The following is a 25,645-nucleotide window of genomic DNA, read 5'->3' on the forward strand; positions in this document are numbered from 1 at the left end:
CCCCCGTCGGTGTGGGCGTCGATCCCCCGAATGGAGCCCCCTCATGAACACGATCCTGCGGAAGAGCATCCTGGGTATTGCTGGTCTGGCCTTCACCGGTGGCGTCTTCGCCGGCCCGGTGGCCGCCCACGCGGCGGACACCACCCACGCGGCGAAGCCGGTGAGCGTGAGCGTGCAGGGTGACAAGCTGATCCCGCACGGCGTGCAGGGCGCCCAGTCCCGTATCGACCTGAACGACGAGCAGACCAAGAACGTGAAGGCGATCATCGCCGCGACGAAGAAGGCCGGCATGGACGAGCGCGCCGCCGTCGTCTCCATCGCCACCGCGTTGCAGGAGTCGAAGCTGGAGAACCTCGGCCACCTCGGTGACCGTAACGACCACGACTCGCAGGGCCTGTTCCAGCAGCGCCCGTCCTCCGGCTGGGGCACGGTCGAGCAGATCACCGACCCCGAATACTCCACCACGGCGTTCCTGAAGGGTCTGAAGCAGGTCGACGGCTGGCAGGACATGCCCCTGACCAAGGCCGCCCAGACCGTCCAGGTGTCCGCCTACCCCGACCACTACGCCCAGTGGGAGCAGCAGGCCGCCGACCTGGTCGCCGAGCACTGGAACAAGTAAGACACACGAGAAGGCCGGCACCCCGAACCAACGGGGTGCCGGCCTTCACTCGCTTGCGGGGTGCGGGGCGACCTGACCCTGGCGCTGCCGGGCGGCGCAGAGTTCGGCCAGCTTCGCGTACGCGGGCGCGCCGATCAGCGCGGTCAGCTCCGGCCCGTACGAGACGTACATCGGCTCGGCGCCGACGTGCGCGTCGGTGGAGGACGTGCACCACCAGTCGAGGTCGTGCCCGCCGGCACCCCAGCCGCGCCTGTCGAACTCGGCCAGCGTGGAGATCAGCACCTTGGTGTTGTCCGGCCGCTTGTGCCATTCCTGGTCGCGGCGTACCGGCAGCTGCCAGCAGACGTCCGGCTTGTATTCCAGCGGGTGCACCCCGTCGCGCAGAGCCTGGGCGTGCAGCGCGCAGCCGCCCCCGCCGGGGAAGTCGGCGTCGTTGAGGAACACGCACGGGGCGTCGACGTCGCGGGTGGCGGTACGCCGGGCCGGGGTCTTGCCGTCGACTGTGTCGTTCTCGGTCCAGTTCTTGAACCCGCGCCGGAAGTGCTGCCACGTCTCCGGCGTCAGCCGCTTCACCGCCGCCCGGACGCGCTTCTCGTCGTCGGAGTCGGTGAAGAACGCGCCGTGCGAGCAGCACCCGTCGGCGGCGCGCCCGGCGATGATGCCGTGGCAGCCCTGGCCGAAGATGCACGTCCAGCGGGACAGCAGCCAGGTCAGGTCGGCGCGGACGACGTGCTTCGCGTCGGCCGGGTCGACGAACTCGATCCACTCCCGTGGGAAGTCCAGCCCGACCTCGCGGCTGCGCGGGTCCTCGGGGTCGTCCACCAGCACGTGAAGCTCGATCTGCCCTGTCACTCGGACCAGCGTACGCGCGGTGACCCCGCCCGGCCGCCGAGCCGACGAAACGTGTTGGCCCTAGGGTCTCTCCCATGCGACTGGGTGTCCTCGACGTCGGTTCCAACACGGTGCACCTGCTGGTGGTCGACGCCCACCACGGCGCGCATCCCTGGCCGGCGCACTCGGAGAAGGTGGTGCTGCGGCTGGCCGAGCAGATCGGGCCGGACGGCGCGCTCACCGAGGGCGGCGCGGACGGCCTGGTCAAGGCGGTCGGCATGGCGCGGGCGGCGGCCGACGGGCTGGGCGCCGAGGATCTGCTGGCGTTCGCCACGAGCGCGGTCCGCGACGCCACGAACGCCGCCGACGTGCTGGCCCGCGTCCGCGACGAGACGGGCGTACGCCTGGAGGTGCTCTCCGGCGCGGACGAGGCGCGGATGACGTTCCTGGCGGTGCGGCGGTGGTTCGGCTGGTCCGCGGGCCGGCTGCTGGCGATGGACATCGGCGGCGGCTCGCTGGAGCTGGCCGCGGGGATCGACGAGCACCCGGACGTGGCGATCTCGCTGCCGCTCGGCGCGGGGCGGCTCAGCCGGGAGCGGCTCGCGGTGGATCCGGCCGGCACGGCGCCGCCGTCGGCCGAGGCCGTGGAGGAACTGCGGGCGTACGTGGACGCGCAGCTCGACCCGGTGGTGGAGCAGTTGAGCGCGGTGGGCTGGGAGCGTCCGGTCGCCACCTCGAAGACGTTCCGCATGCTGGCCCGGCTGGCCGGCGCCGCGCCCTCCGGGGCGGGGCTGTGGGCGCGCCGCAGCCTGACCCGTACCGGGCTGCGGCAGGTGCTCGGGTTCATCAGGCACATCCCGCCGGCCCAGTTGCCCGAGCTGGAGGGGGTCAGCGCGCAGCGGGCGCACCAGCTCCTCGCGGGTGCGGTGGTGGCCGAGGCGGTGATGCGGCGCCTCGACGTGGACTGCGTGGACATCTGCCCGTGGGCGTTGCGGGAGGGTGTCATCCTGCGCCGGCTGGATCAGCTCGCGCCGATGTGACCGTACGAGCGCTCTGGGTTGCTTTGCGGTTGCTCGTCCCGATGCTCGCTGGCGGTTGGGGCTACCCTCGAAGGCGTGACCTACCGCGTTCCGGTGCTCCTGTCCACGTCCTCGGTCTTCCCCGAACGGACCGCGGCGGCGTTCCAGCTCGCCGCCGAGCTCGGCTACGACGGCATCGAGGTGATGGTCTGGACCGACCCGGTCAGCCAGGACGCGGGCGCGCTGCGCGGCCTCGCCGAGCACTACGGCGTGCCGGTGCTGTCGGTGCACGCCCCCTGCCTGCTCGTCACCCAGCGGGTGTGGAGCCCCGACCCGTGGGAGCGGCTGCGCAGGGCCGCCGAGCTGGCCGACACGCTGGAGGCGCCGACCGTCGTCGTGCACCCGCCGTTCACCTGGCAGCGTGACTACGCGCGCACCTTCGCCGACGGGCTCGACACGATCGCCGGGCAGTTCGGCGGCCTGCACTTCGGGGTGGAGAACATGTACCCGGTGCGGATGGCCGGGCGGCAGTTCGTCCCGTACGCGCCGGGCTGGGATCCGACCGAGATCGGCTACGCCTCGTACACGCTGGATCTGTCGCACTGCGCGGCCTCGCACACGGACGCGTTGGCGATGGCCGACCGGATGGGTTCCGGGCTGGCGCACGTGCACCTGGGCGACGGCACCGGCGAGGGGCGCGACGAGCACCTGGTGCCCGGTCGCGGCGGTCAGCCCTGCGCGGAGATGCTCCGCTCGCTGGCCGGACGGGGGTTCACCGGCTCGGTGGCGGTGGAGGTGACCACCCGGGGCGCGAAGAGCCGCGCGGTTCGCGAGGCGGACCTGCGGGAGTCGCTGGAGTTCGCCCGGGCGAACCTGACCGCGCCCTCCCCGGTCGACGTCTGACCGGCACGGGCCACCCCGGCCGCTCGCACGCGGCCGGGGCGTACGCCGGAGGTCAGCTCACCGGGGACAGCGGCTGCGCCGGGACGGCCTGCTCGCCGACCGCTGCGCGCTTGCGGGCCCGGTGCGCGGCCACGTGGGAGCGGGTGGCGCAGCGCTCGGAGCAGAACCGCCGGCAGCAGTTGGACGAGGTGTCCAGGTAGACGTTGCCGCAGCGGTCGTCGGCGCAGACCCCGAAGCGGGCGCTGCCGTACTCGCACAGCCACACCGACAGGCCCCAGACCGCGCCGGCCAGGTATTCCGAGGAGACCGACGCGCCCCGGCTGGTCACGTGCATGTGCCAGTCGGAGGAGTCGTGGCCGGAGATCCGCGGCTGCACCGGGAACGCCTCCAGCAGCGCGTTCAGCTCCGCCACCGCTTCGTTGTCCCGGCCGGAGGTGCCGTACTCGAAGACGTCCCGGAGGCGCTTCTGCGCCCGCCGGAAGATCGCCAGGTCCCGTTCCGCGACCTCGTCGCGCATCCAGCCCTGCTCGTCCGAGAAGACGGCCCGCAGGCCGTCCAGGTCGTCCAGCCGGGCGTTGACGAGCTCGACCCCGGTCCGGGCGTACGCGTCGAAGTTCACGACACCAACGGTAGACGACTCAGAGCACACGCGGTGCGTCGATGTAGTGGGGCAGGAACCGCGCGTAACCGTCAGTAATGAGGCTCTCGCTCTCGCGTACGCCGGCGCCGGCCGACTCGCCGTCCACGATCCAGCTCCCGAGCACCGTCCGGTTGCCCTCGAACTCGGGCAACGCGCGGAACTCCTGGAAGCAGAAGCCCTCGTCGCCGTAGATCCCCGGGTTGGTGATCTCCGTGTCGCCGGTCACGATGCGTACCGAGCCGCCCTCGCGGCCGAGCAGCGGCTTGGCCACGTACTCGGTCATGCCGCGCGGCGAGTCCAGGTACGCGGGCAGCAGGTAGTCGTGCCCCGGATACATCTCCCAGAGCACCGCCAGCAGCGCCTTGTTCGACAGCAGCAGCTTCCAGGCCGGTTCGATCCAGGTGGTGGGCGTGCCCGGGTCCAGCGCCGGCCGCCCGTACGGCTCGGCCAGCATCCACTCCCAGGGGTAGAGCTTGAAGCAGGTGGTGATCGGCCGGTCGTCGGCGTCGACGAAGCGCCGCCCGTCCCAGCCGACCCGCTGGATCGGCATGAGCGTCACGTCCAGCCCGGCCTGGCGGGCCGTCTCGGCCAGGTAGCCGGCGGTGATCTGGTCCTCGCCCGACTCCTCCTCGGAGGACCACAGCACGTGCGCCCGCGGCTCGTGCAGCCCGGCGCCGATCTTGGCCCAGGCGCCGACCAGGCGTTCGTGCAGGCTGTTCCACTGGTCCGCGTCCGGGCGGGTGTGTTCCAGCCAGTACCACTGCACGATGCTCGCCTCGACCAGCGCGGTCGGGGTGTCGGCGTTGTACTCCAGCATCTTCGGCGGGCCGCTGCCGTCGTACCAGAGGTCGAAGCGGCCGTAGAGCGTCGGCGGGTTCTCCCGCAGCGAGCGGGCGACCGCCTCGGCGGCCCACTCGGGGATGCCGAACTCGGCGTACCGGCGGCGGGCCACCACGTGCTCGGCGGCGGCCACCGACATCCGGTGCAGCTCCTCCGTGGCCTCCTCCAGCCGGAGCACCTCGTCCAGCGTGAACGAGTACGCCGCCGTCTCGTCCCAGTACGACATGATCTCGCCGTCGGGCAGCTCGGTGTCGACGTACACCAGGCCCTGGGCCCGGATGGTCTCGTCCCAGCCGGGGCGCGGCGTGCTCGCCTCGCGGCGCACGTCAGCCGCCGCAGGAGGCGAGGTGGGTGCCGAAGCCGCCGCGCTCGGGCAGGGCGGTGGTCGGGGCCGGCTCGCCGCGAGCGGCCGTGACCGGCGCGGGCACGTGCAGGGCCACGGCGACGATGTCGCCGCCCCCGCCGGCCGGGCCGAGTGCGCAGTCGTCATCGTCGTCGTCGTAACCGTTGTTGCAGCCGGAGAGCGCGAGGGCCAGCGCGGTCAGCGCGCCGAGCTGCACGGAGGCCGAGCGGAGCCGGCGCCGGGGGTGTCGTCGATCCACGTGAACGTTGTAGCCGATCCCCGCCAGCCGGGGGTGCCCGGCCCGGGCCGGAGGGCGGGAGCGGGCGAGAGGGGCGGGCCTCGGACGCACCCGGCGGGGGCCCGGTGGTGAGCGTTACGCTCGGCTCATGCTCCGTTCCGTCATCCTCGCCGCCTCCCGGTCTTCCCAGGTGGAGCGGCTCGTCGCGACGGCCCCGTTCACCCGGGACGTCGTCCGCCGGTTCGTCGCCGGCGCCGCTACCGACGACGCGCTGCGCGCCACCCGCGAGCTGGTCGCCGACGGCCAAGCGGTCACCCTCGACTACCTGGGCGAGGACACCACCACCCCGGAGCAGGCGAACGCCACCCGGGACGAGTACCTCACGCTGCTGAGCCGCCTCGGCGCCGCCGGGCTCACCCCGGCCGCCGAGGTCAGCGTGAAGCTGTCCGCGCTGGGCCAGATGTTCGACGAGCAGCTCGCGTACGACAACGCGCGGGCGATCTGCGCGGCGGCCGACGCGGCGGGCACCACCGTCACGCTGGACATGGAGGACCACACCACCACCGACTCGACCCTGGACATCCTGGCGAAGCTGCGCAAGGACCACCCGTCGACCGGCGCGGTGCTCCAGGCGTACCTGCGGCGGACCGAGTCGGACTGCCGGGAGCTGGCGTCGGCGGGGTCGCGGGTGCGGCTGTGCAAGGGCGCGTACAAGGAGCCGGAGTCGGTGGCGTACCAGTCCGCCCGCGAGGTGGACAAGTCGTACGTGCGCTGCATGAACGTGCTGATGTCCGGCGACGGCTACCCGATGCTCGCCACGCACGACCCGCGGCTGATCGCGATCGGCGAGGACCGGGCGCGCTGGTTCGACCGCGACCCGGGCCGGTTCGAGTTCCAGATGCTCTACGGCATCCGCCCGGAGGAGCAGCAGCGCCTGGTCGGCGAGGGCTACACGGTGCGGACGTACGTCCCCTACGGCGACCAGTGGTACGGCTACCTGATGCGCCGGCTTGCGGAGCGCCCGGCCAACCTGGCGTTCTTCGGCCGCGCGGTGCTGTCGAAGAAGTGAGTCAGTCGTTCGACCAGGCCCGGGTGCACAGCACGAGGCGGTAGCCGTCCGGGTCGGTCAACGTGACACCCCACCTGTCCCAGTACGGGCCGGCGGAGACCCTGGTCCCGCCGGCCCGTTCCAGTCTCGGGACCAGTTCGTCGTCGGCCGGGCCGTCGAGGTAGAGCACGAGCAGGTCCTCCCCGGTGGGGCGCGGCTCGACCGCGAGCGTCGGACCGCCGACCAGCTCCAGGTGCCAGCCGGCTCCGGGGAGGCCGAGCATCACCAGGTCGTGCTCGTCCGCGTGACCGCCCTCGCTCCGGTAGAGCACGTCCAGGCCCAGCCCTTGCGTCCAGAACCGCTCGGCGGCGGCGAGGTCGCGGCTCGGGCGGGCGAGGCGTACGTGGGTGTCGGCGGTGATCGGCATGCCCGGGATCGTGCGACCTCACCTCGGGTTGAGTTCAAGCTTGACGAGGTTGGCTAATGACATTAGCTTTATGGCTATGACAGTTAGCCAGATGGCGCGGGACGGCGGCACGATCGCGTACGAGGTGCACGGATCGGGACCGCTCGTGGTCCTCGCGCACGGCATGGGGGAGAACCGGGCCGCCTTCCGGCACCTGACGCCCCGGCTGGTCGCGGCCGGCTACCGGGTCGCCTCGGTCGACGTCCGCGGGCACGGCGACTCCAGCCCGCACTGGCCCACGTACGCCCCCGAGCACGTCGGCGGCGACCTGCTCGCCGTGGTGCGGGCGCTCGGCGGCGAGCCCGCCACCCTGGTCGGCAGCTCGTCCAGCGCCGCCGCAGTGGTCTTCGCCGCCGCCGAGGCGCCGGAACTGGTCAGCGGCATCGTGCAGATCGGCGCGTTCGTCGGCACGCCGAAGCCGAACCCGCTGATGCGGGTCGCGCAGGCCGCCGTACTCCGTAGCCCTCGCCTGTTCGGGCTGTTCCACCGCACGCTGTTCCCGTGCGGGCGCCCGGCGGACGACGTCGCGTACCGCAAGGAGCTGGTCGCCAAGCTGCGCGGGCGGATGGCCGCGGTGCGCGGCGTGATCGCGCCGGCCGACCCGCACTGGACCGCGCGGGCGCCCGAGGTGCGCCGCCCGGTGCTGGTGCTGATGGGCACGAAGGACCCGGACTTCCCCGACCCGGGCGCCGAGGCGCGGGCCGCGCGCCGGCTGTTCGCCGTCGCCGAGGCCCGGATGATCGCCGACTCCGGGCACTACCCGCACGCCGACCAGCCCGACGCCACCGCCGCCGACCTGGTCGAGTTCCTGGCGGCGACCGCACGTGCCTAGGGCCGGCCTGACCCCGGCGACCGTCGTGCGGGAGGCCGCCGCGCTCGCCGACGAGGTCGGCTACGAGAAGCTGACGCTGGCCGCGCTCGCCGCCCGCCTCGGCGTCGCGCTGCCGAGCCTCTACAAGCACGTGCGGGGTGTGGACGCGCTGCACCAGAAGCTCGCCGTGCTCGCCACCGCCGAGATCGCCGACGTGCTCACGGCCGCCGCCGCGGGCCGGGCCGGTGGCGACGCGTTGCGCGCCGTCGCCGCCGCCTACCGGGCGTACGCGCGGCAGCACCCCGGCCGCTACCCGGCCGCCCAGCGGGCGCCCGACCCGGCCGACCCCGACCACCTGGCCGCCGGAGAACGCGCGGTCGGCGCGGTCCGGGCCATCCTGCTCGGGTACGGCCTCGACGGCGACGCCGCGACCGACGCCATCCGGATGTTCCGGGCCGCCGTGCACGGCTTCGTCGCGCTGGAGGCGGCGGGCGGATTCGGGCTGCCCCGCGACACCGACCGCTCCTTCGACCAGATGATCGCGGGTCTGGACCGCGCCTACCGTTCCTGGGAGGACCGATGACCGCGCTGCGGCTGGGCGTGATCTTCCTGCTGGAGCTGGCCGTGCTGGGCTCGGCCGGGTACTGGGGCTTCACGCTCGACGCCGGCTGGCCGCTGCGCCTGCTCGCCGGACTCGGCGCGCCGCTGGTGATCGCCGTGGTGTGGGGACTGTTCTGCTCACCGCGTGCCACGGTGACGCTGCCCGACCCGGCCAAGCTCGCCGTCCAGGCTGCCTGCTTCCTGACCGGCGGCGTGCTGCTCGCCCTGGCCGGCCACGCCGCCCCCGGCGTCGCGCTGGTGGCCCTCTGGGCAGCCGACAAGACGGCGTTGACGCTGACCGGCACCCCGGTCTGAGAGATCTTGGTACGAACCGGCCCCTATCAGGGCGCTTTCGTACCAAGATCTCGAGGCGAGGCGGAACACGGCGGGACTCTTTCCCGGAACGCCCGATTGGTCGTACCCTTCGCCGGTGACCGACGGCGACGAGCAGCCTCCCGGCCGGACGACGGACGGCGACGAGCCTCGTCCCACCGTCGACGCCGCCGACAAGGCGAGCGCCGCCGACACGAGCACCGTCCACGTCAGCGCCAGCGCCGACCACGCGGCCGACGCGAGCACCGCTGACGTCAGCGCCGCCGAAACCACCGCCGACGCCGACCGCGCCGACGCCGCCCGCGCCGCCGACGCCGCCCGCGCCGCCGACGCCCGCGCTGACGACACCCACGCCGAAACCGCCGCCACCTCCGCCGGCGTGGACGCCGCCGTCGACACCATCGCACCGGCACCGGCACCGGCACCGGCACCGGCACCGGCACCGGACGCGGCGTCGTTGCCGCACTTCGCCGCTGGTCCGGCGCCGTGCCCCGTACCCCTGGCGAAGCCGGACCCGGCGCGGACGGTGCGGCAACGGCGGCGGTGGCCGCTCTGGACCGCGCTCGGACTCGCGCTCGGCCTGGTGGCGGGCGCGGTGCCCGGCGTACTCCTGCGGGGGTCGGCGCCGGACGCGGCCGGGCGGTCGGCCGCGAAGCACGACCCGGGCACGGCGGCGCAGCGGCGGCTCGGCGAGCGGATGCTCGCGCTGCTGGACCGGCAGGCCGCCGCGCTCGTCGGCGCCGACCGGGCCGGTTTCCTCGCGATCGCCGAGCCGGCGGCCCGGCCCGCGCTGAGCCGCCGGTACGCGGCGCTGCGGGCACTGCGGGTCACGACCTGGCGGTCGGCTGCGGACGGGGTACCGGCGGCGGTCGACGGGAAGCCGGGGGAGTGGCGGTTCGCGGTGACCGTCGGCTACTGCTTCGTGGTGCCGGAGTGCGCGCCGAGCACAGTGGAGCTGGGCACGCGCTGGCGGCTGGCGGGGGAGGAGCCCCGGTTGACCGCCGTGGACCCGTCGTCGACGGACCCGGCGGGCGTGCGCCCGTGGCAGGTGAACGACCTGGCGGTGGCGGTCGGCAAGCGGGTGGTGGTGGCCACCACGCCGGCCCAGCGCAGCCAGCTGCCCGGTCTGCTCGCACAGGCCGAGACCGCCGCCCGGGCCGCGGACCGGTACGCGATCGGCGGCCGGCCGCCGGACCGGTACCTCGTCTACTACGCCGGGAAGGGCGAGTGGCAGCGCTGGTACGGCGGCGGGCGGCCGAAGTGGACCGCCGGCTACGCGGTGGGTGTCGGGGGTGGACGCCACGACGTGGTGCTCAACGCCCAGATCGTCACCCCGGCCGGCCTCGACGACCTGCTCCGGCACGAGCTGACCCACGCCGCCTCGCTGCCCGACCGGGGCTACGCCGACCGCGCGGACTGGTGGCTGGTGGAGGGGCTGGCCGAGTACGCCGGTGCCGACGGGCAGCCTGTGCACCGCTACGACGGTCTGACCGAGGTGCGGGACCTGCTGCGCGGCGGGTGGTCGGGGCGGCTGGACGCGGTGGCGCCCGCCGACGACGCGAGCGACGACCGGGTCGGCGGCGCGTACGGCGTCGGCTACCTGGCCGTGCGGCATCTGGTCGACAGGTACGGCGAGCAGCGGATGCTGGACTTCTACCGGGCCGTGGTGCACCAGGGCCGGACCCCGGAGCAGGCCGCCGACGAGGTGTTCGGCGACCCGTGGTCGATGCTGCACGACGACTGCGTCACCTACGTCCGGGCCGTCGTCGGCTGACACGTCGACGCCTGTCGACGGGTCGTAGCATGGGCCGGGTGGCCCGCACTCCCTCGCCGCGGCTGCCCGCGGCCCGCCGCCCCCGTCTCGTCACCGTCGTGCTCGCCGTCGTCGCGCTGACCGGCACGACCGCCGCGTCCTGCGGCGACGACGCACCGGCGGTCACCGTCGCCGAGGTGGGGCGCGCGCCGGTCAGCGAGGTGATCGACGCCCCGGCCACGGTGACCGCGCGGGCCGCGGCAACGCTCACCGCACCGGCCGACGGCACGCTGGCCCGCCTGCGGGTCCAGCCGGGACAGCGGGTGACCCGGGGGCAGGTGCTCGCGGTGATCGACTCGCCGTCGGCCCGGGACCGCCTGGCGAAGGCGCGGGACGCGCTGCGTGCGGCGAAGCGGGCCGGGCGGGGCGCCGGCACGGGCGACCTGGGCGGCAGCCGGCGCGGCACCGACCGGGCCGCCGACGAGGCGTTCGCCGCCGCCCGCGTCGCCGCCGGCAAGGTCGGCGACCCGCAGGTACGCGCCGCGCTGCTGCTCCAGGTCTCCTCGGCGCAGCGGCAGTACGAGTCCGCCGCCCGCGCCGCCGACCGGGCGGTCGCCCAGGTGCAGCGCGGCGTCGCGGGCCTGAACAGCGCCGTCGGCGCGCTGTCGGCCGCGCAACGACTCCAGGCCCAGCAGGCGTACGACCTGGCGAAGGCGACTGTGGACGCGCTGACGTTGCGCGCGCCGATCGCCGGTGTGGTGCAGCCGGGCGGCACCCGGTCGGCGGCGCCGGCCGACCTGGCCGGGCTGCTCGGTGCGGCCGGTGGCGCGGCGGTGCCCGGTCTCGACCCGTCGGCGCTGGGCACGGGCGGGCAGGGCGGCCCGCCGCCGGGCGTGGACGACGCGATCCCGGCCGGTGGCCGGGTCACCGCCGGCACGCCGGTGCTCACGGTGGTGGACATCGGCCGGCTCGGCCTGCTCGCCGAGGTGGACGAGACCGACGTGCTGCTGGTCCGGGCCGGGGTGCCCGCGTCGGTCGAGCTGGACGCGGTGACCGGCGCGACGTACGACGCGACTGTGCGCTCGGTGGACGTGCTGCCCACCAGCTCGGCGCGGGGCGGTGTGACCTACCGGGTCCGGCTCGACCTCGGTGCCGGACGCCTCGGTGAGGCCGAGGCGGCACCGGCGCCCCGGCCCGGCATGAACGCGGTGGTGCGGCTGCGGGTGCGGGAGGCCGCCGACGCGGTGGCGGTGCCGGCGTCGGCCGTGTTCTCCGCCGACGGCCGGGACGCGGTCTGGGTGCTGCGCGACGGCCGGGCCGGCCGGGTGCCGGTGACGGTGGGCGTGCAGGGGCAGGACCTGGTGCAGATCGTCGACGGCGTACGGGCCGGTGACCGGGTGGTCGTGCGCGGGGCCGACCAGGTGCGCGACGGCCAGGAACTGCCGTGACCGTACCGGCGGTCGAGGCGGTCGACGTCTGGCGCACGTACGAGCTGGACGGGGTGTCGGTGTCCGCGCTGCGCGGGGTGTCGCTCACCATCGACCAGGGCGAGTACGTGGCGGTGATCGGGCCGTCCGGCTCGGGCAAGTCGACGCTGATGCACCTGCTCGGCGGGCTGGACCGGCCCAGCGGCGGCCGGCTGGTGATCGGCGGGCGGGACGTGACCACGCTCACCGCCCCGGAACTGGCGACGCTGCGCAACGAGACCATCGGCTTCGTGTTCCAGGCGTTCCACCTGCTGGCCCGTACGTCGGCTGTGGACAACGTAGCGTTGCCGCTGGTCTACCGGGGTGTCGGGGCGCGGCAGCGGCGGGAGCGGGCGGCGGCGATGCTGGGCCGGGTGGGGCTCGGCCACCGGCTGCACCACCGGCCCAACCAGCTCTCCGGCGGCGAGCAGCAGCGGGTGGCGATCGCCCGGGCGCTGGTCACCGAGCCGGCGGTGCTGCTCGCCGACGAGCCGACCGGCAACCTGGACAGCGCCACCGGCGAGGCGGTGCTGGAGCTGCTGGAACGGCTGAACGCCGAGTCCGGGGTGGCGTTGGTGATGGTGACCCACGACCAGGAGGTGGCCGCCCGGGCGCACCGGCGCATCGCGGTACGGGACGGGCTGATCCGGTCCGACAGCCTTCATGATCGACCGCCGTCGGACGGCTCCGGCGTACCTGCGACACTGGACCCCGCTCCCAGCGCGGAGCCCCGGTCCGCGTCCGGAAGCGGTCCGGGGCACCCGCCCGGTGGCCCCGGTGGCGCCACCGGAGCCACCGGGCGCCTTCCGCGGGACGAGGAGCGCCTTCCCCGGTCGGACGGCCGCCTCCCGCGAGGCGAGGGCGACGCCGGATGAGGCTGGCCGAGGCGTGGCGGGTGGCGTCGGACGCGCTGCGGGCCAACCGGATGCGCAGCCTGCTGACCATGCTCGGGGTGATCATCGGGGTGGCCTCGGTGGTGATCCTGGTGGCCATCGGCACCGGCACGAAACAGCAGGTCGAGCAGCAGGTCGAAGGGCTCGGCTCGAACCTGCTGCTGGTGGTGCCGGGCCGGATCGAGGTGGGCAACGCGCCGGTGGTCTCGCCGCTGGACCTCAGCGACGCCGACGCGGTCTCCCGGGTGGTCGGCGACCCCGGCCGGGTCGCCGTCACGGTGGCCTCCGGCGCGACCGCGCGGGCCGGCAACCGCTCCGACTTCACCACCGTGCAGGGCGTCCTGGAGACCACCCCGTCGGTGTTCACCCGGTCGCTGTCGCGGGGCCGCTACCTCACCGGGGCGGACGTGGACACCAGCCGCCGGGTGGCGGTGCTCGGCGACTCGGTGGCCCGGTCGCTGTTCCCCGACCGTGACCCGCTCGGCCAGCAGGTCACGCTGGCCGGCGTGCGGTTCCGGGTGATCGGCGTCTTCGCCCCGCTCGGGCAGAGCCTCGGCGTGGACCGGGACGACGAGGTGCACGTACCGGTGACGGCGGCGCAACGGCTGTGGGGCACGCAGCGCATCGACGGCATCGCGGTGAACGCGCCGGACCGGGAGCGGATCGACGAACTCGGTGACCGGATCGTGGCGGAGCTGTCCCGCCGGCACCCGGACACCGAGTTCAGCGCCGTCACCCAGCGGCAGATCCTCGGCGTGCTCGGCGACATCCTGGGCGTACTGACCGGTGTGCTGGCGGCCATCGCGGGCATCTCGCTGCTGGTCGGCGGCGTCGGTGTCTCCAACATCATGCTGGTCTCGGTACGCGAGCGGACCCGCGAGATCGGGCTGCGCAAGGCGGTGGGCGCCCGCCCCCGCGACATCGGCGTGCAGTTCCTGCTGGAGGCGGTGCTGCTCACCTCGGTGGGCGGCCTGACCGGGATGGCGCTGGGCGTGGGCACCGCGCTGCTCGTGGACGCGTTCTCGCCGATCCCGGCGGCGATCACCTGGTGGTCGCTGGCGCTGGCGTTCGGCGTCTCCGCGGCGGTCGGCATCGTCTTCGGCGTGGTGCCGGCGCAGCGGGCCGGGCGGCTCGACCCGGTGGTGGCGCTGCGCGCCGAGTAGCCGGATCGGACGAGACACCCGTCCGGGCGAAAAAGCCCTGGTGGACATCGGGTGAACGGCTGTCTCGCCATGATCAAAGGGTGGAAGGGATCGCGCAGGTCACAGCCGTCCCGCTACCGTACTGGTTACACGCGCGTCGCTCGTCGAGGCGGGAACACCTGCCCGGTGACACGCGCCGGGCACGGGAATGGGTCGGTGAGCCATGGCCGGGTCGCAGTCCGACGCACGGCTGTCGGATGTCAGGTTCCTGACCGTCGCCGAGGTGGCGACGGTCATGCGGGTCTCCAAGATGACCGTCTACCGCCTCGTGCACAGCGGTGAGCTGACCGCCGTGCGGGTCGGCCGGTCGTTCCGGGTGCCCGAGCACGCCGTGCACGAATACCTCCGGGGCGCCTTCCAGGAGTCCGCCTGAGCTCTCGCCGCGCCGGTCCGCCGAGTACGACGAAAAGGGGCATCGACGGGGGCGCGTTGGTCCTGCTGACGCACTCCGGTTAGGCTGGGCCACGACCGTGACCGCTCTCTGGTGTGCCCTGCCCACCACGCTGGTCCGGTCCGTTGTCCGCAAGCGGTCACGGCGCCACCCGTGGTGGTGCCGTCCGGTCCGCCCCGCACGTTGCATCGAAAGGCTGTCGTATGGGCTCGGTGGTCAAGAAGCGCCGCAAGCGCATGGCTAAGAAGAAGCACCGCAAGCTGCTGCGCAAGACCCGCGTCCAGCGTCGCCGTCTCGGCAAGTGACCGGGGCCGGGCACTGGCCCGGCACCCGGCACCACTTGCCAACTGTCGACCCTCGGAGGCTCAGGTGATCAGGCCGTGGACGTCCCGGCTCGATCCCGCCTGCCGCGCTAGGCGCACGACATGACCCCCGGTGACACCTCCGGTGCCCCGGGGGTCGTCGTCGTCACCGGGGTCGGTCGCTGGCTCGGCGCCCACGTGGCCGCCCGGCTCGCCGCCGACGAGCGCATCGAGCGCGTCATCGGGGTCGACCCGGCGCCACCCAACCCCGAACTGACCGACCTGCTCTCCGACGTCGAACGGATCCGCCTGGACCTCGACTCGCTCGGCGGCCTCCTGCTCGACCTCGACGTCGACACGGTGGTGCACCTGGCGCTCGTCACCGCCCCCGACCCGCAGCAGGGCGGCCGGGCGGGGATGAAGGAACAGAACGTCATCGGCACCATGCAGTTGCTCGCCGCCGCGCAACGCGCGCCCCGGCTGCGCAAGCTGGTGGTCCGCTCGTCCACCGCCGCGTACGGGGTGTCGTTCCGCGATCCGGCCGTCTTCACCGAGGAGACCGAGCCGCGGGAGGTGCCGCGCGGCGGTTTCGGCCGCGACATCCTCGACATCGAGGGGTACGTCCGCGGGTTCCGCCGCCGCCGGCCCGACGTCACCGCGACGGTGCTGCGCTTCGCGCCGTTCATCGGGTACGCCGCCGACACCACGCTCACCCGCTACTTCTCCCAGCCGGTGGTGCCCACCGTCTTCGGCCGCGACCCGCGCCTGCAGTTCGTGCACTTCGACGACGCGCTGGAGGTGCTGCACCGGTCCGTCGCCGAGGACCACCCGGGCACGTACAACGTCGCCGGGCCGGGAGTGCTGTCGCTGTCGCAGGCGATCCGCCGGGCCGGCCGGGTGGCGGTGCCGGTGCTGGAACCGGGCCTGGCCGGGGTCGCCGCCATCGCCCGCAGTCTGGGCTTCGGCGGGTACGGCTTGGACCAGGTGGACCTCTTCGTGCACGGTCGGGTGGTGGACACCAGCCGACTGGAGCGGGAGTACGGCTTCACGCCCCGCTCGACCGCCGCCGCGTTCGACGACTTCATCCGCGCCCACCACGGCGGCGTCGTGGTCACCCGGGACCAGCTCGCCGCCGCCGAGCAGTTGGTGCTGGAGAGCATCCGGCAGGTCCGCTCGTCGGTGCGGGAGCGCTCGTGAGCAGCCCCGACGAGCGGCGTGACGCGCGCTACGACGTACCGCTGGGTGTGCCGGATCCGGGCGCGGAGCCGGCGCGGCGCAACGGGCACCGCCGGGTGACCGCACCGTCCGCCCGCCCGGCCGCGCCGGCGATGGACGACGAGCCGGACACCTCCACCGACGAGCCGGGCGCCGCCGACGCGGGCGTTCCGAGCCCGGCCACGCCGCAGCAGCCGGCGAAGAAGACGGTGGCCAAGAAGGCCGTGGCGAAGAAGGCCGTCGCCAAGAAGACCGCCGCCAAAAAGGCCGTCGCGCGGCAGGCGCCCGCGGACGCGGCGCCGACCGGGAACGCGCCGGCCGGTGACACGCCGCCGGGCCCGGCCGTGGCCGACCGGCCGGGGGACCACTGGGACCGCAAGGTGGCGCAGGGGCTGGCGTTCCTGCGGCGGCGGCTCGCCGGCGACTACGAGGTCGACGAGTTCGGCTTCGACCCCGACCTGACCGACGCGGTGGTCCACCCGCTGGTCCGGCTGCTCTACCGGGACTGGTTCCGCACTGAGGTCACCGGCATCGAGCACGTGCCCGCCGAGGGCGCCGGCCTGGTCGTCGGCAACCACTCCGGCACTGTGGCGCTCGACGCGCTGATCCTCTCCACCGCGCTGCACGACCGGCACCCGGCGCACCGCTACCTGCGGCTGCTCGGCGCCGACCTGGTGTTCCGGATGCCCGTCGTCTCCGAGATAGCGCGCAAGACCGGCGGCACCGTCGCGTGCAACCCGGACGCGGAGCGGCTGCTCGGCAACGGGGAACTGGTGGGCGTGTTCCCGGAGGGCTTCAAGGGCGTCGGCAAGCTCTACGCCGACCGCTACAAGCTCCAGCGCTTCGGGCGGGGCGGGTTCGTCTCGGCCGCGCTGCGGACCGGGACGCCGATCGTCCCGGTGGCGATCGTCGGCGGCGAGGAGATCTACCCGATGCTCGCCGACATCAAGCCGCTGGCCCGGCTGCTCAAACTGCCGTACTTCCCGGTCACGCCGACGTTCCCCTGGCTGGGGCCGCTGGGCATGGTCCCGCTGCCGAGCAAGTGGCTGATCGAGTTCTGCCCGCCGATCCCGACCGCGCACCTGCGCGACGCGGCGGACGACCCGCTCGTGGTGTTCAACCTCGCCGACCAGGTGCGGGAGACGATCCAGCAGACGCTGCACAAGCTGCTCGAACGCCGGCCGGACCCGTTCGGCCCCTGAGCCGGGCCGCGCCGGTTCAGGCGTCGCGGTGGCGGCGCCGGTGCAGCGCCAGGCCGGCCGTGACCGCGCCGGCGAGCAGCCCGGCCGCCGCGGTGGAGGGCACGGCGATGCGTACGGCCCGGCGCCCGGTGCGGAAGTCGCGCACGTCCCAGCCCTGCTCGCGGGCCTGCCGCAGCAGCGCCGGATCGGGGTTGACCGCCACCGCACGGCCGACCGCGCGGAGCATCGGCAGGTCGTTCGCCGAGTCGCTGTAGGCCGCGCACCGGGCCAGGTCCAGCCCTTCCACGGCGGCGAGCTGGGTGACCGCCTCGGCCTTCGCCGGCCCGTGCATCAGGTCACCGACCAGCCGCCCGGTGTACGCGCCGTCGACCACCTCGGCCACCGTGCCGATCGCGCCGGTCAGGCCGAGCCGGGCCGCGATCACCCGGCCGATCTCCACCGGGGCGGCGCTGACCAGCCAGACCCGCTCACCCGCGTCGAGGTGACGCTGGGCCAGGCGACGGGTGCCGGCCCAGATGCGCGGCGCCATCAGCTCGTCGAAGATCTCGTCGGCGAGGCGTTCCATGTCGTCGACCCGCCAGCCCTCGACGAAGGCGAGCGCGGCCTCCTTGGCCTGCGACATGTCGCCCGCGTGCTCGGTGGCGAGCAGCCGGAACCGGGCCTGCTGCCAGGCGAACCGGGCCAGGTCACCGGTGGTGAAGTACTTCCGGGCGGCCAGCCCGCGGGCGAACCAGTAGATCGACGCGCCCTGCATCATCGTGTTGTCCACGTCGAAGAACGCGGCGGCCGTGGGGTCGGGCGTGACTGTGGTCGCCGGTGCCGACGGGGCCTCCGACCAGCCCGCGGTGTGCCCGTGCGCGTCGGTGCTGACGGTCACCTTCCGGCTTCCGGCCACGGCGACCTCCCTGCCTCGACGACCGCGTACGCCCTCCGCGTCGAGCGTATCCGGCACGATGTGACGGCCGGGTGTCCGCCGGGAGAAGTGTGGCGCGGTAGGCGTCCGCCGCTCAGCGGTCGGCCGGGCAGGTGGCCGGAGCGGGCCCGAGCATGTCGCTGGCCTGCGGCGCGGGCAGCCCGCAGGCGATCGCCTCGCGGAGCGCGTCGGCGCGCTTGCCCGCCGCGTCGAGCAGGGACAGCGAGCGGCGGGTGCGGTCCCGGTCGGCGTGGTCGGGCCGGTCGAGCAGGCCGCTGACCACCCGGCGCTGGCCGGCCAGGAACGTGTCCACCGCGTCCAGCGCCGCCGGGTCGGAGCGCTGCGCGGCGACGGTGGTCAGCAGGCGTACGCCCTGGCGGGTGTCCGCGTCCATGTCGTCGAGGACGGCGCTGAAGCCGAGCCGGTCGTCGCGGACCGAGGCGGCCTCGTCGAGCCGGGTGCGGGCGAAGTCGAGGAAGAGCTGCCCGCGGCTGATGTCCGAGCTGGCGAGCGCGAGCTGGGCGCGCTCGGTGGAGCGCTTCATGCCGTACAGGGCGTCACCGGGCAGCGCGTTCTCGCTGGCGGCTGAGATGCCGGACAGGGCGACCGCCCCGGCGGCCACGCCGACCAGGATCGCGCCCCGGGCCCGCGCCCGGCGGCCGGTGATGGCGGGCAGCAGCGCGCCGCGTACCCCGCTCGTGGTGGTGGTCCTGGCCGGCGTCCCGATGCCCTCGCGTTCGGCGGTGGCCACGAGCATCGCCCGCAGGCCGGTACGGAACTCGGCGTCCACCTCGACGTCGGGCCGCTCGGTGGTGAGCCGGCGGCTCACCTCGACGAGTGCGGTGAGTTCACCGTCCGCCTTGGACCGGACGTGGTGCCGGCGTCCGCCGTTGGCCTCGTCGAGGAGTTGCGCGAAGCGCTCGGCCCGCCGACGGGAGAAGAGGTCGCTGTCCACCGCGGCACCCCCTCTCGCTGGTCACGGCCGGGCGGCCGTCGTCGTCACCAGCGACCGGTGGCAGCGTGTGGCGCAGAGCCGACCGGGACGGCCGACCTGACCCGCCGGACCGGGTGGCCCGGGGGACGCCGGGACAACCACTGGTCGCACCCGGAGAAACGGACCGCGCCGGTCGCCGGTTACGGCTGGGACGGCGGCGAAATCACCAAGAGTGATCGGCTCGCCTAAGGCGTCGGGCACACGACAGCGCCCGGCGTCTGCGCCGGTGGAGAAGGACGGGTGTGTCTGCCGCTCAGGAGTGGAAGCCGTCGGGCAGCAGCCGGGCCAGCGCCCGGACCGCCCGGTATTGCAAAGCCTTGATGGCGCCCTCGTTCTTGCCCATGGCCCGGGCCGTCTCGGCCACCGAGAAGCCCTGGAGGAACCGCAGCACGATGCACTCCTGCTGCTCCGGGTTGAGCTGCTTGACGGCGGTCAGCAGGGCGACGTTCGTGATGTGCTCCACCACCGCCGCCTCCGGGCTGCCCTCGGGCCCGCGGTCCTCCCGGTCGGCGTCCAGGACGTCACCGGTGGTGACCTCCAGGCGGTAGCGCCCGGACTTGAAGTGGTCGGCGACCAGGTTGCGGGCGATGGTGACCAGCCAGGCGCCGAGGTCGCGCCCCTGCCAGGTGAAGCTGCCGATCCGCTTGAGTGCCCGCAGGAACGTGTCGGAGGTGAGGTCCTCGGCGAGCTGACGGTTGCCGACCCGGAAGTAGACGAACCGGAAGACGGTGTCGACGTACCGGTCGTAGATCAGCCCGAACGCCTCGGACTCGCCGGCCTGCGCGCGCTCGACCAGCGTCCACACCTCCGTGGCCGGGTCGGACGGGTCGGGGCGGCTGGGGAAGCCGGTGGCGGGCGCGGCGGCCGGCACGGCGGGCAGGACGGCGGTGTCGCCGGTGGTCACCGCCGGCAGGACAGCGGTCTCGGCGGCGGACGGCTCGGCCCCGGTCGCCGCGTCGCCGCGCCGCGCCTGGGCCGGCATGGTCGGGCGGGTCGGGCTGCCCAGGCGGCCGGTCGCGGGCTTCGCGTTGCCGCCCGGGGTCGCGGGGCGGGGCGGCGCCTCGTTCGTGTGGTGCGCGCGGCTGCGTACCCGCCGCCCGTCGCCGCGTACCGCGAGCTGTCCGTCGGCGCCCCGTGGGCCGGGGGGGTCCGCGCGCTCGTTGAGCGGGTTGCGCTGCGTCGGGCCGGTGACGCCGGCCGGTCGTTCGGCGTAACCGAAGGTGGTCACCGCGCCTCCCCAGGCTGAGCGGACAGGGACCGCGCCGGAGGACCGGGTGTCACCCGGTCGGGCACGGCCGGGTCGGGACGTGCCGGCGGGCGGCAGATCCCCTTGAGGTGCTGGTCCAATGCGCTCACGGGCACGGGGGCCTCCTCGGGCTGAGGGGTGTCGACTCACGGCAAATGGGGTGAGCCGACCCGAGTGATGATAGGGCCAACGTCACCCACGCGTGGCAAGTCCGTTACACAGAGCGGAAGTATTTCCCGCCAGGTCGCACACATGGCGGACCCGTTGTCCGTCGTGTGTGGTTGACTTTCGCGCCGGAACCTGGTCCGGAGTGGAAAGTCCTGGTCGGAGCCGATTTTCTTTTCGCTCGGCGTGTCGCGGGAGGGGTGCGGCCGGGTCGACTCCGGCTGCCCGCCCCGGCATCGGTGGAGATCCTCATCCCGTGGTCAGGAATCCCACCGTACGGCAATTGCAGTCCCGTGCGGCGGACCCCACGCGGTGTTCGGGCATGGCCCGGCGGACCCGGCTGTGCCAGACTCAGCCACCGTGCAGGACGCCGCCGAAAGCTCCGCGCCGAACCTCGCCGACCGGCTTTGCGACGCCGCCGCGCGGCGGGGCGACCGGGCCGCGCTGCACTGGCGCGACCGGACGCTGACCTGGTCCGAGCTGGACGACGCGGTCACCGCCACCGCCCGAGCGCTGCTCGCCGACGCGCCACCGGCCGACGCCACCGGCCACCCGCCCCGGGCGGCGATCGCGTTCGGCAACACACCGGACTTCGTCGTCACGTACCTCGCCGCGCTCCGGGCCGGACTGGTGGCCGTACCGGTCAACCCCACGCTCACCGCACGCGAGCTGCGGCACGTGCTCGCCGACTCCGGCGCCGCCGTGCTGGTCGGCGCGCCCGAGGTGGCCGCGCGGGTGGACGCCGCCGAGCTGCCCGCCCTGCGCGCCGTGCACACCGCGCCGCCGGTCGCCGGCGACGACCCACCGTCTCGGTTCCCGGCCCGCTCCGGTGACGACCTGGCCGTCCTGCTCTACACCTCCGGCACCGAGGGCCGGCCCAAGGGCGCGATGCTGTCGCACCGGGCGCTCGCCGCCAACCACGACCAGGTCGACCGCATCGAACCACCTGTGGTCGGCCCCGGCGACGTCGTGCTGCTCGCCCTTCCGCTGTTCCACGCGTACGGGCTGAACTCCGTGCTCGGCGCCGTCGTGCGGCACGGCGCGACAGGCGTGCTCGTCGACGAGCCCGGCCCGGCCGGTGCGCTGGACGAGATCGCCCGGCACCGGGTCACGGTGCTCGTCGGCGTACCGTCGATGTTCCTGACCTGGGCCGAGGCGGCGCGTGACCCGGCCGCGGCGCTCGCCTCCGTGCGCGTCGCGGTGTGCGGCGCGGCGCCGCTGCCGCTCGCGGCCGGCGCGCGTTTCACCGAGCTGACCGGGCACCCGGTGCACGTCGGCTACGGGCTCACCGAGACCGCGCCGGTGCTCACCTCGACGCTCGTCGGCGGCGAGCCGAAACCGGGCTCGATCGGCCGCCCGCTGCCCGGCGTCGGGCTGCGCCTGACCGGGTCCGACGGCACCGAGCTGTGGCGCGACGGGGTGCCCGCCGACGCCCCGGACGAGGACGAGATGGACCTGTCCGACGAGCCGGGCGGCACCGACCCCGGGCAGATCGTGGTGCGCGGACCGAACCTGTTCGCCGGTTACTGGCCGGACGGGCGGGGCGGGCCGGACCCGGACGGCTGGTGGGCCACCGGTGACGTGGCGTACGCCGACGGCGACGGCGACCTGTTCCTGGTCGACCGGCTCGGCGAGCTGATCCTGGTCAACGGCTTCAACGTCTACCCGCACGAGGTGGAGCTGGTGCTCCAGGCGCACCCCGGGGTGGCCGAGTCGGCCGTCCTGGGCGTGCCGCACCCGCGGACCGGCGAGACTGTGCGGGCGTACGTGGTCCGGGCGGCCGGCCCGCCGGTGACGGCGGAGGAACTGCTCGCCCACTGCGCGCGTAACCTGGCCCGGTTCAAGTGCCCGACCGCCGTCGAGTTCGTCGACAGCCTGCCGTACTCGGCGATCGGGAAGGTACGCAAGACGGAACTGCGCCCGGCGCCCGCGGTGCCGTCGCCGGCGTCGCCGACCGAGATCCGCACGGAGGTATCCGATGTCCAGTGACCCGAGGCTCATTCTGATCACCCGGCCCGGCTGCCACCTGTGCGACGACGCGAAGGCCGCGCTCGACCGGGTGGTGGCGGTCACCGGCGACCGCTGGGTCGAGCGGGACGTGACCGGGGACCTGGAGATGGAGCGCGACTACGGCGACCGGCTGCCGGTGGTGCTGCTCGACGGCAAGGAGCACGGCTACTGGCGGGTCGAGGAGGACCGGCTGCTGCGCGATCTGACCACGCCGCAGCTCTAGCACTATGGTGCTCGGGTGACGGGTATGCGACGCCACCTCGTGTGGGACTGGAACGGAACGCTCCTCGACGACCTCGACCTGGTGGTCCAGGCCACGAACGTCGCCTTCGCCAGCGCCGGCGGGCCGGCGGTCACCGCGGCCGAGCACCGGGTGCGGTTCCGGCGGCCGATCGCCGACTACTACGCCGAGATGCTCGGCCGGGCCGTGGACGCCGAGGCGTTCGGGACGCTGGACCGGGTGTTCCACGACGCGTACCGGGCCGGGCTGACCACCTGCGCCCTGGCCGCCGACGCCACCGCCGCGATCGAGTCCTGGGAGGGCAGCCAGTCGCTGCTGTCCATGTGGTTCCACGACGAGCTGGTGCCGACCGTGCACACGTACGGGCTGACGCCGCACTTCCGCCGGGTGGACGGGCTGCGCGCCACAGTCGGCGGCGGGCGCAAGGCCGAGTGGCTGGAGAAGCACCTGGCCGAGCTGGGGCTGGGCGGGTACGAGGTGGTGCTGATCGGCGACTCGCTCGACGACGCCGAGGCGGCCGCCTCGGTCGGTGCCCGCTGCGTCCTCTACACCGGTGGCCTGTCCGACCCGGACCGGCTGCGCGGCAGCGGCCACCCGGCCGCCGACACGCTCACCGAGGCGGTGACACTGGCCCGCACGCTCGCCTGACCCGCCCGGTCAGGCGCGCAGGTGGGCCAGGACGGCCAGGACGCGGCGGTGGTGGGTGGTCGCGTCCGGGGGCAGGTCGAGCTTGGTGAAGATGTTGCGGACGTGCTTCTCGACCGCGCCGTCGCTGACCACGAGCGTCCGGGCGATGGCGGTGTTCGAGCGGCCCTCGGCCATCAGCGCCAGCACCTCGCGCTCGCGCGGCGTCAGCGACGCCAGCGGGTCGTCGCGCCGCCGCCGGACCAGCAACTGGCTGATCACCTCCGGGTCGAGCACGGTGCCGCCGGCCGCCACCCGGGCCAGGCCGTCCAGGAACTCGTCGATCGCGGCGACCCGGTCCTTGAGCAGGTAGCCGATCCCGCCGCCGGCTCCGCCCGCGGTGTCCAGCAGGTCGTCGGCGTACGACACCTCGACGTACTGGGACAGCACCAGGATCGGCGTACCGGGCACCCGGCGGCGGGCCTCCACCGAGGCGCGCAGTCCTTCGTCGGTGTGCGACGGCGGCATCCGCACGTCCACCACCGAGACGTCGGGCCGGTGCGCCACCACCGCCTCGACCAGCGCGTCACCGTCACCGACGGCCGCCACCACCTCGTGCCCGTACTCGGTCAGCAGCCGGACCAGCCCCTCCCGGAGCAGTACGGCGTCGTCCGCGATCACCACCCGCATGGGTCCGGTGTCTATCACGCCCGGACCCCGTGCCGGCCCGGCGGCCCGGATCCCGGGCGCGCCACGCCACCGCGCGACGGCCCGGAGTCCGGGCGAACCGGGTCACCTCGGCAGCTCGGCGTGGATCCGGGTCGGCCCGCCGGCCGGGCTGTCCACCTCCAGGGTGCCGCCCGCCGCCCGGACCCGGTCGGCGATGCCGCTGAGGCCGTGCCCCTTGGCCAGGTGCGCCCCGCCGGCCCCGTCGTCGGTGACGGTGATCTCCAGCCGGCCCACCTTCCGGGTGACCTCCACCCGGCAGGCGGTGGCCCGGCTGTGCTTCGACACGTTCGTCAGGGCCTCGGCCACCACGAAGTACGCGGTGCTCTCCAGCCCCGGGTCGAGCCGCCCGGCGGCGGTGCCCAGGTCGTCGTCCACGGCCAGCTCGGTGGGTACCAGGGCGCGGGCGGCGAGCGCGGCGAGCGCGCTGGGCAGGCCCCGGTCGACCAGGATCGGCGGCGCGATGCCCCGGGACAGGGCACGCAGCTCGTCCAGCGTCTCCCGGGTCTGCGCGACCGCCTCGTCGAGCGTCTGCCGGGCCGCCTCCGGGTCGGCGGCGAGCTGGTGGCGGGCCCGGCCGAGGTCCATGGCGAGCCGGACCAGCCGCTGCTGCGGACCGTCGTGGATGTCGCGCTCCAGCCGGCGCAGCGCGACCGCCTCGGCCGAGGCGGCGGCCCGCTTCTGCTCCTCCAGCGTGACGATCCGCTGCCGCATCTCGGCCACGCCGGTGAGCAGCGAGTACGCCAGCCCGGCCTGGAGCCGGGCGCAGCCGCGCGCCACCAGCGGGAGGGTGAACAGGGCGAACAGCCCGATCGCGGTGTTCAGGGTGATCCGCGCGCCGGCGCCGTCGCCCATCCCGAGGAGCTGGCTCAGATCCTGCTCGCCCGGCCCGCGCGGGATGGCCCAGTCGTAGGTGATGTAGAGCGTGCCGCCCAGGGCCAGCACCCACCAGACCACCAGCAGCACGAACGTGGGCACCGCCACGAGCAGCCGGACGAAGGCGTGCAGCAGGTCGAGCCACGACTGCGCGTCCCGGATCGGGGTGAACACCCGGCGCCAGAACCCGGCGCCCGGCTCCGGCCTGCGGTAGACGGGGCGTACCCGGGGCCGGTCCAGCACCCCGGCGAGCCGGAGCCGCTCGATGTCGGCCAGTCCGCGGGCCGCGTAGAGGAAGCCGGCGAGGATCGGCAGGCCGAGCGTGATCACCAGTAGCCCGGCGCTGAGTGAGATCCCCACCACTGCCAGCACGAAGCTGACGAGCGCCAGCGGGAAGCCCACCAGTACGTAGGTGGTGTCGCGGCCGAGGCGGCGCAGGAGGCCCCGGACGGGAGACAGCGGAGTGGGCGCGGTGGCGAGTGGTACGGCGGTCATGGTTCGAGGCTATGGGCGCGCGGCCCGCCCACCCATCCCGCACGCTGGCCTTTCGGGGGTGGGGTTGTCCCTACTGAAAACGTGAGACTCGCCTCGCCACGCCGGTCACGGAGCGCTACGGGCCCCGCGCGATTGGTCAGGGAAGTCTGGATTGAGCAATAATCGCCACGCGCCGCCGAGAGACGCGGTTGATCGATCTTGCGGGAATGGAGGGGCAGGTGAAGGCGCGTCGCGAGCTTT

At 74.3% G+C, this 25,645-nt stretch carries 28 protein-coding genes; 18 read left to right on the forward strand and 10 right to left on the reverse strand.

Features of this window, described 5'->3' with window-relative positions:
- Positions 1-43: 43 nt before the first annotated feature.
- Positions 44-619, forward strand: a complete 576-nt coding sequence (locus ACN27C_RS11135; protein WP_422751098.1) for a hypothetical protein — start codon at positions 44-46, stop codon at positions 617-619.
- A gap of 45 nt (positions 620-664) precedes the next feature.
- Here ACN27C_RS11135 and ACN27C_RS11140 read toward each other — a convergent pair whose 3' ends face one another.
- Positions 665-1,471, reverse strand: coding sequence for a hypothetical protein (locus ACN27C_RS11140; RefSeq protein ID WP_121684348.1), 807 nt, complete (start codon positions 1,469-1,471; stop codon positions 665-667).
- Between the two features lie 74 nt (positions 1,472-1,545).
- Here ACN27C_RS11140 and ACN27C_RS11145 point away from each other — a divergent pair, with 74 nt between their 5' ends.
- Complete coding sequence (locus ACN27C_RS11145) at positions 1,546-2,490, forward strand: Ppx/GppA phosphatase family protein (RefSeq protein ID WP_422751099.1); 945 nt, start codon at positions 1,546-1,548, stop codon at positions 2,488-2,490.
- Positions 2,491-2,565: 75 nt separating this feature from the next.
- Positions 2,566-3,372 carry a sugar phosphate isomerase/epimerase family protein gene (locus ACN27C_RS11150; RefSeq protein ID WP_199733150.1) on the forward strand — a complete coding sequence of 269 codons (807 nt, stop codon included), beginning with the start codon at positions 2,566-2,568 and terminating at the stop codon, positions 3,370-3,372.
- A 52-nt stretch (positions 3,373-3,424) separates the two neighbouring features.
- Here ACN27C_RS11150 and ACN27C_RS11155 read toward each other — a convergent pair whose 3' ends face one another.
- From ACN27C_RS11155 to ACN27C_RS11165, 3 genes are read right to left on the reverse strand one after another with little or no spacing between them, the layout of a single operon-like run.
- Positions 3,425-3,991, reverse strand: a complete 567-nt coding sequence (locus ACN27C_RS11155; RefSeq protein ID WP_018787720.1) for a CGNR zinc finger domain-containing protein — start codon at positions 3,989-3,991, stop codon at positions 3,425-3,427.
- A 19-nt stretch (positions 3,992-4,010) separates the two neighbouring features.
- The gene (locus ACN27C_RS11160; protein WP_120572955.1) at positions 4,011-5,177 is read right to left on the reverse strand and encodes a glutathionylspermidine synthase family protein; all 1,167 of its coding nucleotides are present in this window, start codon (positions 5,175-5,177) and stop codon (positions 4,011-4,013) included.
- Between the two features lies 1 nt (position 5,178).
- Complete coding sequence (locus ACN27C_RS11165; protein ID WP_233585676.1) at positions 5,179-5,454, reverse strand: hypothetical protein; 276 nt, start codon at positions 5,452-5,454, stop codon at positions 5,179-5,181.
- Positions 5,455-5,581: 127 nt separating this feature from the next.
- Here ACN27C_RS11165 and ACN27C_RS11170 point away from each other — a divergent pair, with 127 nt between their 5' ends.
- A complete protein-coding gene (locus ACN27C_RS11170; RefSeq protein ID WP_120572957.1) occupies positions 5,582-6,502 on the forward strand; it encodes a proline dehydrogenase family protein in 921 nt (306 codons plus the stop codon).
- Between the two features lies 1 nt (position 6,503).
- On the opposite strand, the gene ACN27C_RS11175 is transcribed toward ACN27C_RS11170, so the two are convergent.
- On the reverse strand, positions 6,504-6,908 hold the full coding sequence (locus ACN27C_RS11175; RefSeq protein WP_120572958.1) for a VOC family protein: 405 nt from the start codon (positions 6,906-6,908) through the stop codon (positions 6,504-6,506).
- A 76-nt stretch (positions 6,909-6,984) separates the two neighbouring features.
- Between ACN27C_RS11175 and ACN27C_RS11180 the strand changes: the two genes are divergently transcribed.
- The 11 genes from ACN27C_RS11180 to ACN27C_RS11230 all read left to right on the forward strand — a co-directional run bounded on the left by ACN27C_RS11180 (position 6,985) and on the right by ACN27C_RS11230 (position 17,115).
- Positions 6,985-7,779 (forward strand): alpha/beta fold hydrolase, encoded by a 795-nt coding sequence (locus ACN27C_RS11180; RefSeq protein ID WP_422751100.1) that lies wholly within the window; start codon positions 6,985-6,987, stop codon positions 7,777-7,779.
- Positions 7,772-8,341: a TetR-like C-terminal domain-containing protein gene (locus ACN27C_RS11185; RefSeq protein ID WP_358177600.1), complete on the forward strand. Its 570-nt coding sequence runs from the start codon at positions 7,772-7,774 to the stop codon at positions 8,339-8,341. The genes ACN27C_RS11180 and ACN27C_RS11185 overlap by 8 nt, the downstream gene beginning before the upstream one ends.
- Positions 8,338-8,673 carry a YrdB family protein gene (locus ACN27C_RS11190; RefSeq protein WP_422751101.1) on the forward strand — a complete coding sequence of 112 codons (336 nt, stop codon included), beginning with the start codon at positions 8,338-8,340 and terminating at the stop codon, positions 8,671-8,673. The genes ACN27C_RS11185 and ACN27C_RS11190 overlap by 4 nt, the downstream gene beginning before the upstream one ends.
- A 115-nt stretch (positions 8,674-8,788) precedes the next feature.
- Entirely contained in the window at positions 8,789-10,465 is a 1,677-nt protein-coding gene (locus tag ACN27C_RS11195) for a hypothetical protein (protein WP_422751102.1), read from the forward strand.
- 29 nt (positions 10,466-10,494) lie between these two features.
- Positions 10,495-11,892: an efflux RND transporter periplasmic adaptor subunit gene (locus ACN27C_RS11200; RefSeq protein WP_422751103.1), complete on the forward strand. Its 1,398-nt coding sequence runs from the start codon at positions 10,495-10,497 to the stop codon at positions 11,890-11,892.
- Positions 11,889-12,785: an ABC transporter ATP-binding protein gene (locus tag ACN27C_RS11205; RefSeq protein WP_422751104.1), complete on the forward strand. Its 897-nt coding sequence runs from the start codon at positions 11,889-11,891 to the stop codon at positions 12,783-12,785. Before ACN27C_RS11200 ends, ACN27C_RS11205 begins: the two co-directional genes overlap by 4 nt.
- Positions 12,782-13,966: an ABC transporter permease gene (locus ACN27C_RS11210; protein ID WP_422751105.1), complete on the forward strand. Its 1,185-nt coding sequence runs from the start codon at positions 12,782-12,784 to the stop codon at positions 13,964-13,966. The genes ACN27C_RS11205 and ACN27C_RS11210 overlap by 4 nt, the downstream gene beginning before the upstream one ends.
- A 202-nt stretch (positions 13,967-14,168) precedes the next feature.
- On the forward strand, positions 14,169-14,378 hold the full coding sequence (locus ACN27C_RS11215; protein WP_013288759.1) for a helix-turn-helix domain-containing protein: 210 nt from the start codon (positions 14,169-14,171) through the stop codon (positions 14,376-14,378).
- Between the two features lie 221 nt (positions 14,379-14,599).
- The gene (locus ACN27C_RS11220; protein ID WP_007465623.1) at positions 14,600-14,701 is read left to right on the forward strand and encodes a 30S ribosomal protein bS22; all 102 of its coding nucleotides are present in this window, start codon (positions 14,600-14,602) and stop codon (positions 14,699-14,701) included.
- A gap of 120 nt (positions 14,702-14,821) precedes the next feature.
- The gene (locus ACN27C_RS11225) at positions 14,822-15,895 is read left to right on the forward strand and encodes an NAD-dependent epimerase/dehydratase family protein (protein WP_120572965.1); all 1,074 of its coding nucleotides are present in this window, start codon (positions 14,822-14,824) and stop codon (positions 15,893-15,895) included.
- A gap of 362 nt (positions 15,896-16,257) precedes the next feature.
- A complete protein-coding gene (locus ACN27C_RS11230; protein ID WP_422751614.1) occupies positions 16,258-17,115 on the forward strand; it encodes a lysophospholipid acyltransferase family protein in 858 nt (285 codons plus the stop codon).
- Between the two features lie 16 nt (positions 17,116-17,131).
- On the opposite strand, the gene ACN27C_RS11235 is transcribed toward ACN27C_RS11230, so the two are convergent.
- From ACN27C_RS11235 to ACN27C_RS11245, 3 genes are all read right to left on the reverse strand, one after another.
- Positions 17,132-18,010, reverse strand: coding sequence for an HAD family hydrolase (locus tag ACN27C_RS11235; protein ID WP_422751106.1), 879 nt, complete (start codon positions 18,008-18,010; stop codon positions 17,132-17,134).
- A gap of 112 nt (positions 18,011-18,122) precedes the next feature.
- On the reverse strand, positions 18,123-18,983 hold the full coding sequence (locus ACN27C_RS11240) for a DUF5667 domain-containing protein (protein WP_422751107.1): 861 nt from the start codon (positions 18,981-18,983) through the stop codon (positions 18,123-18,125).
- A gap of 292 nt (positions 18,984-19,275) precedes the next feature.
- Complete coding sequence (locus ACN27C_RS11245) at positions 19,276-20,250, reverse strand: ECF subfamily RNA polymerase sigma factor, BldN family (protein ID WP_422751108.1); 975 nt, start codon at positions 20,248-20,250, stop codon at positions 19,276-19,278.
- A gap of 495 nt (positions 20,251-20,745) precedes the next feature.
- Between ACN27C_RS11245 and ACN27C_RS11250 the strand changes: the two genes are divergently transcribed.
- From ACN27C_RS11250 to ACN27C_RS11260, 3 genes are read left to right on the forward strand one after another with little or no spacing between them, the layout of a single operon-like run.
- On the forward strand, positions 20,746-22,422 hold the full coding sequence (locus ACN27C_RS11250; RefSeq protein WP_422751109.1) for an AMP-binding protein: 1,677 nt from the start codon (positions 20,746-20,748) through the stop codon (positions 22,420-22,422).
- Positions 22,412-22,666, forward strand: a complete 255-nt coding sequence (locus ACN27C_RS11255; protein WP_013288752.1) for a glutaredoxin family protein — start codon at positions 22,412-22,414, stop codon at positions 22,664-22,666. Before ACN27C_RS11250 ends, ACN27C_RS11255 begins: the two co-directional genes overlap by 11 nt.
- A 24-nt stretch (positions 22,667-22,690) precedes the next feature.
- A complete protein-coding gene (locus ACN27C_RS11260) occupies positions 22,691-23,332 on the forward strand; it encodes an HAD family hydrolase (RefSeq protein ID WP_422751615.1) in 642 nt (213 codons plus the stop codon).
- Positions 23,333-23,341: 9 nt separating this feature from the next.
- On the opposite strand, the gene ACN27C_RS11265 is transcribed toward ACN27C_RS11260, so the two are convergent.
- Together ACN27C_RS11265 and ACN27C_RS11270 are read right to left on the reverse strand one after the other, a co-directional pair.
- Entirely contained in the window at positions 23,342-23,998 is a 657-nt protein-coding gene (locus ACN27C_RS11265; protein ID WP_120572972.1) for a LuxR C-terminal-related transcriptional regulator, read from the reverse strand.
- A gap of 102 nt (positions 23,999-24,100) precedes the next feature.
- Entirely contained in the window at positions 24,101-25,405 is a 1,305-nt protein-coding gene (locus ACN27C_RS11270; protein WP_120572973.1) for a sensor histidine kinase, read from the reverse strand.
- Positions 25,406-25,645: the final 240 nt, after the last annotated feature.

The sequence above is a fragment of the Micromonospora sp. WMMD1219 genome (assembly GCF_049315215.1).
Taxonomy (GTDB): Bacteria; Actinomycetota; Actinomycetes; order Mycobacteriales; family Micromonosporaceae; genus Micromonospora; species Micromonospora tulbaghiae.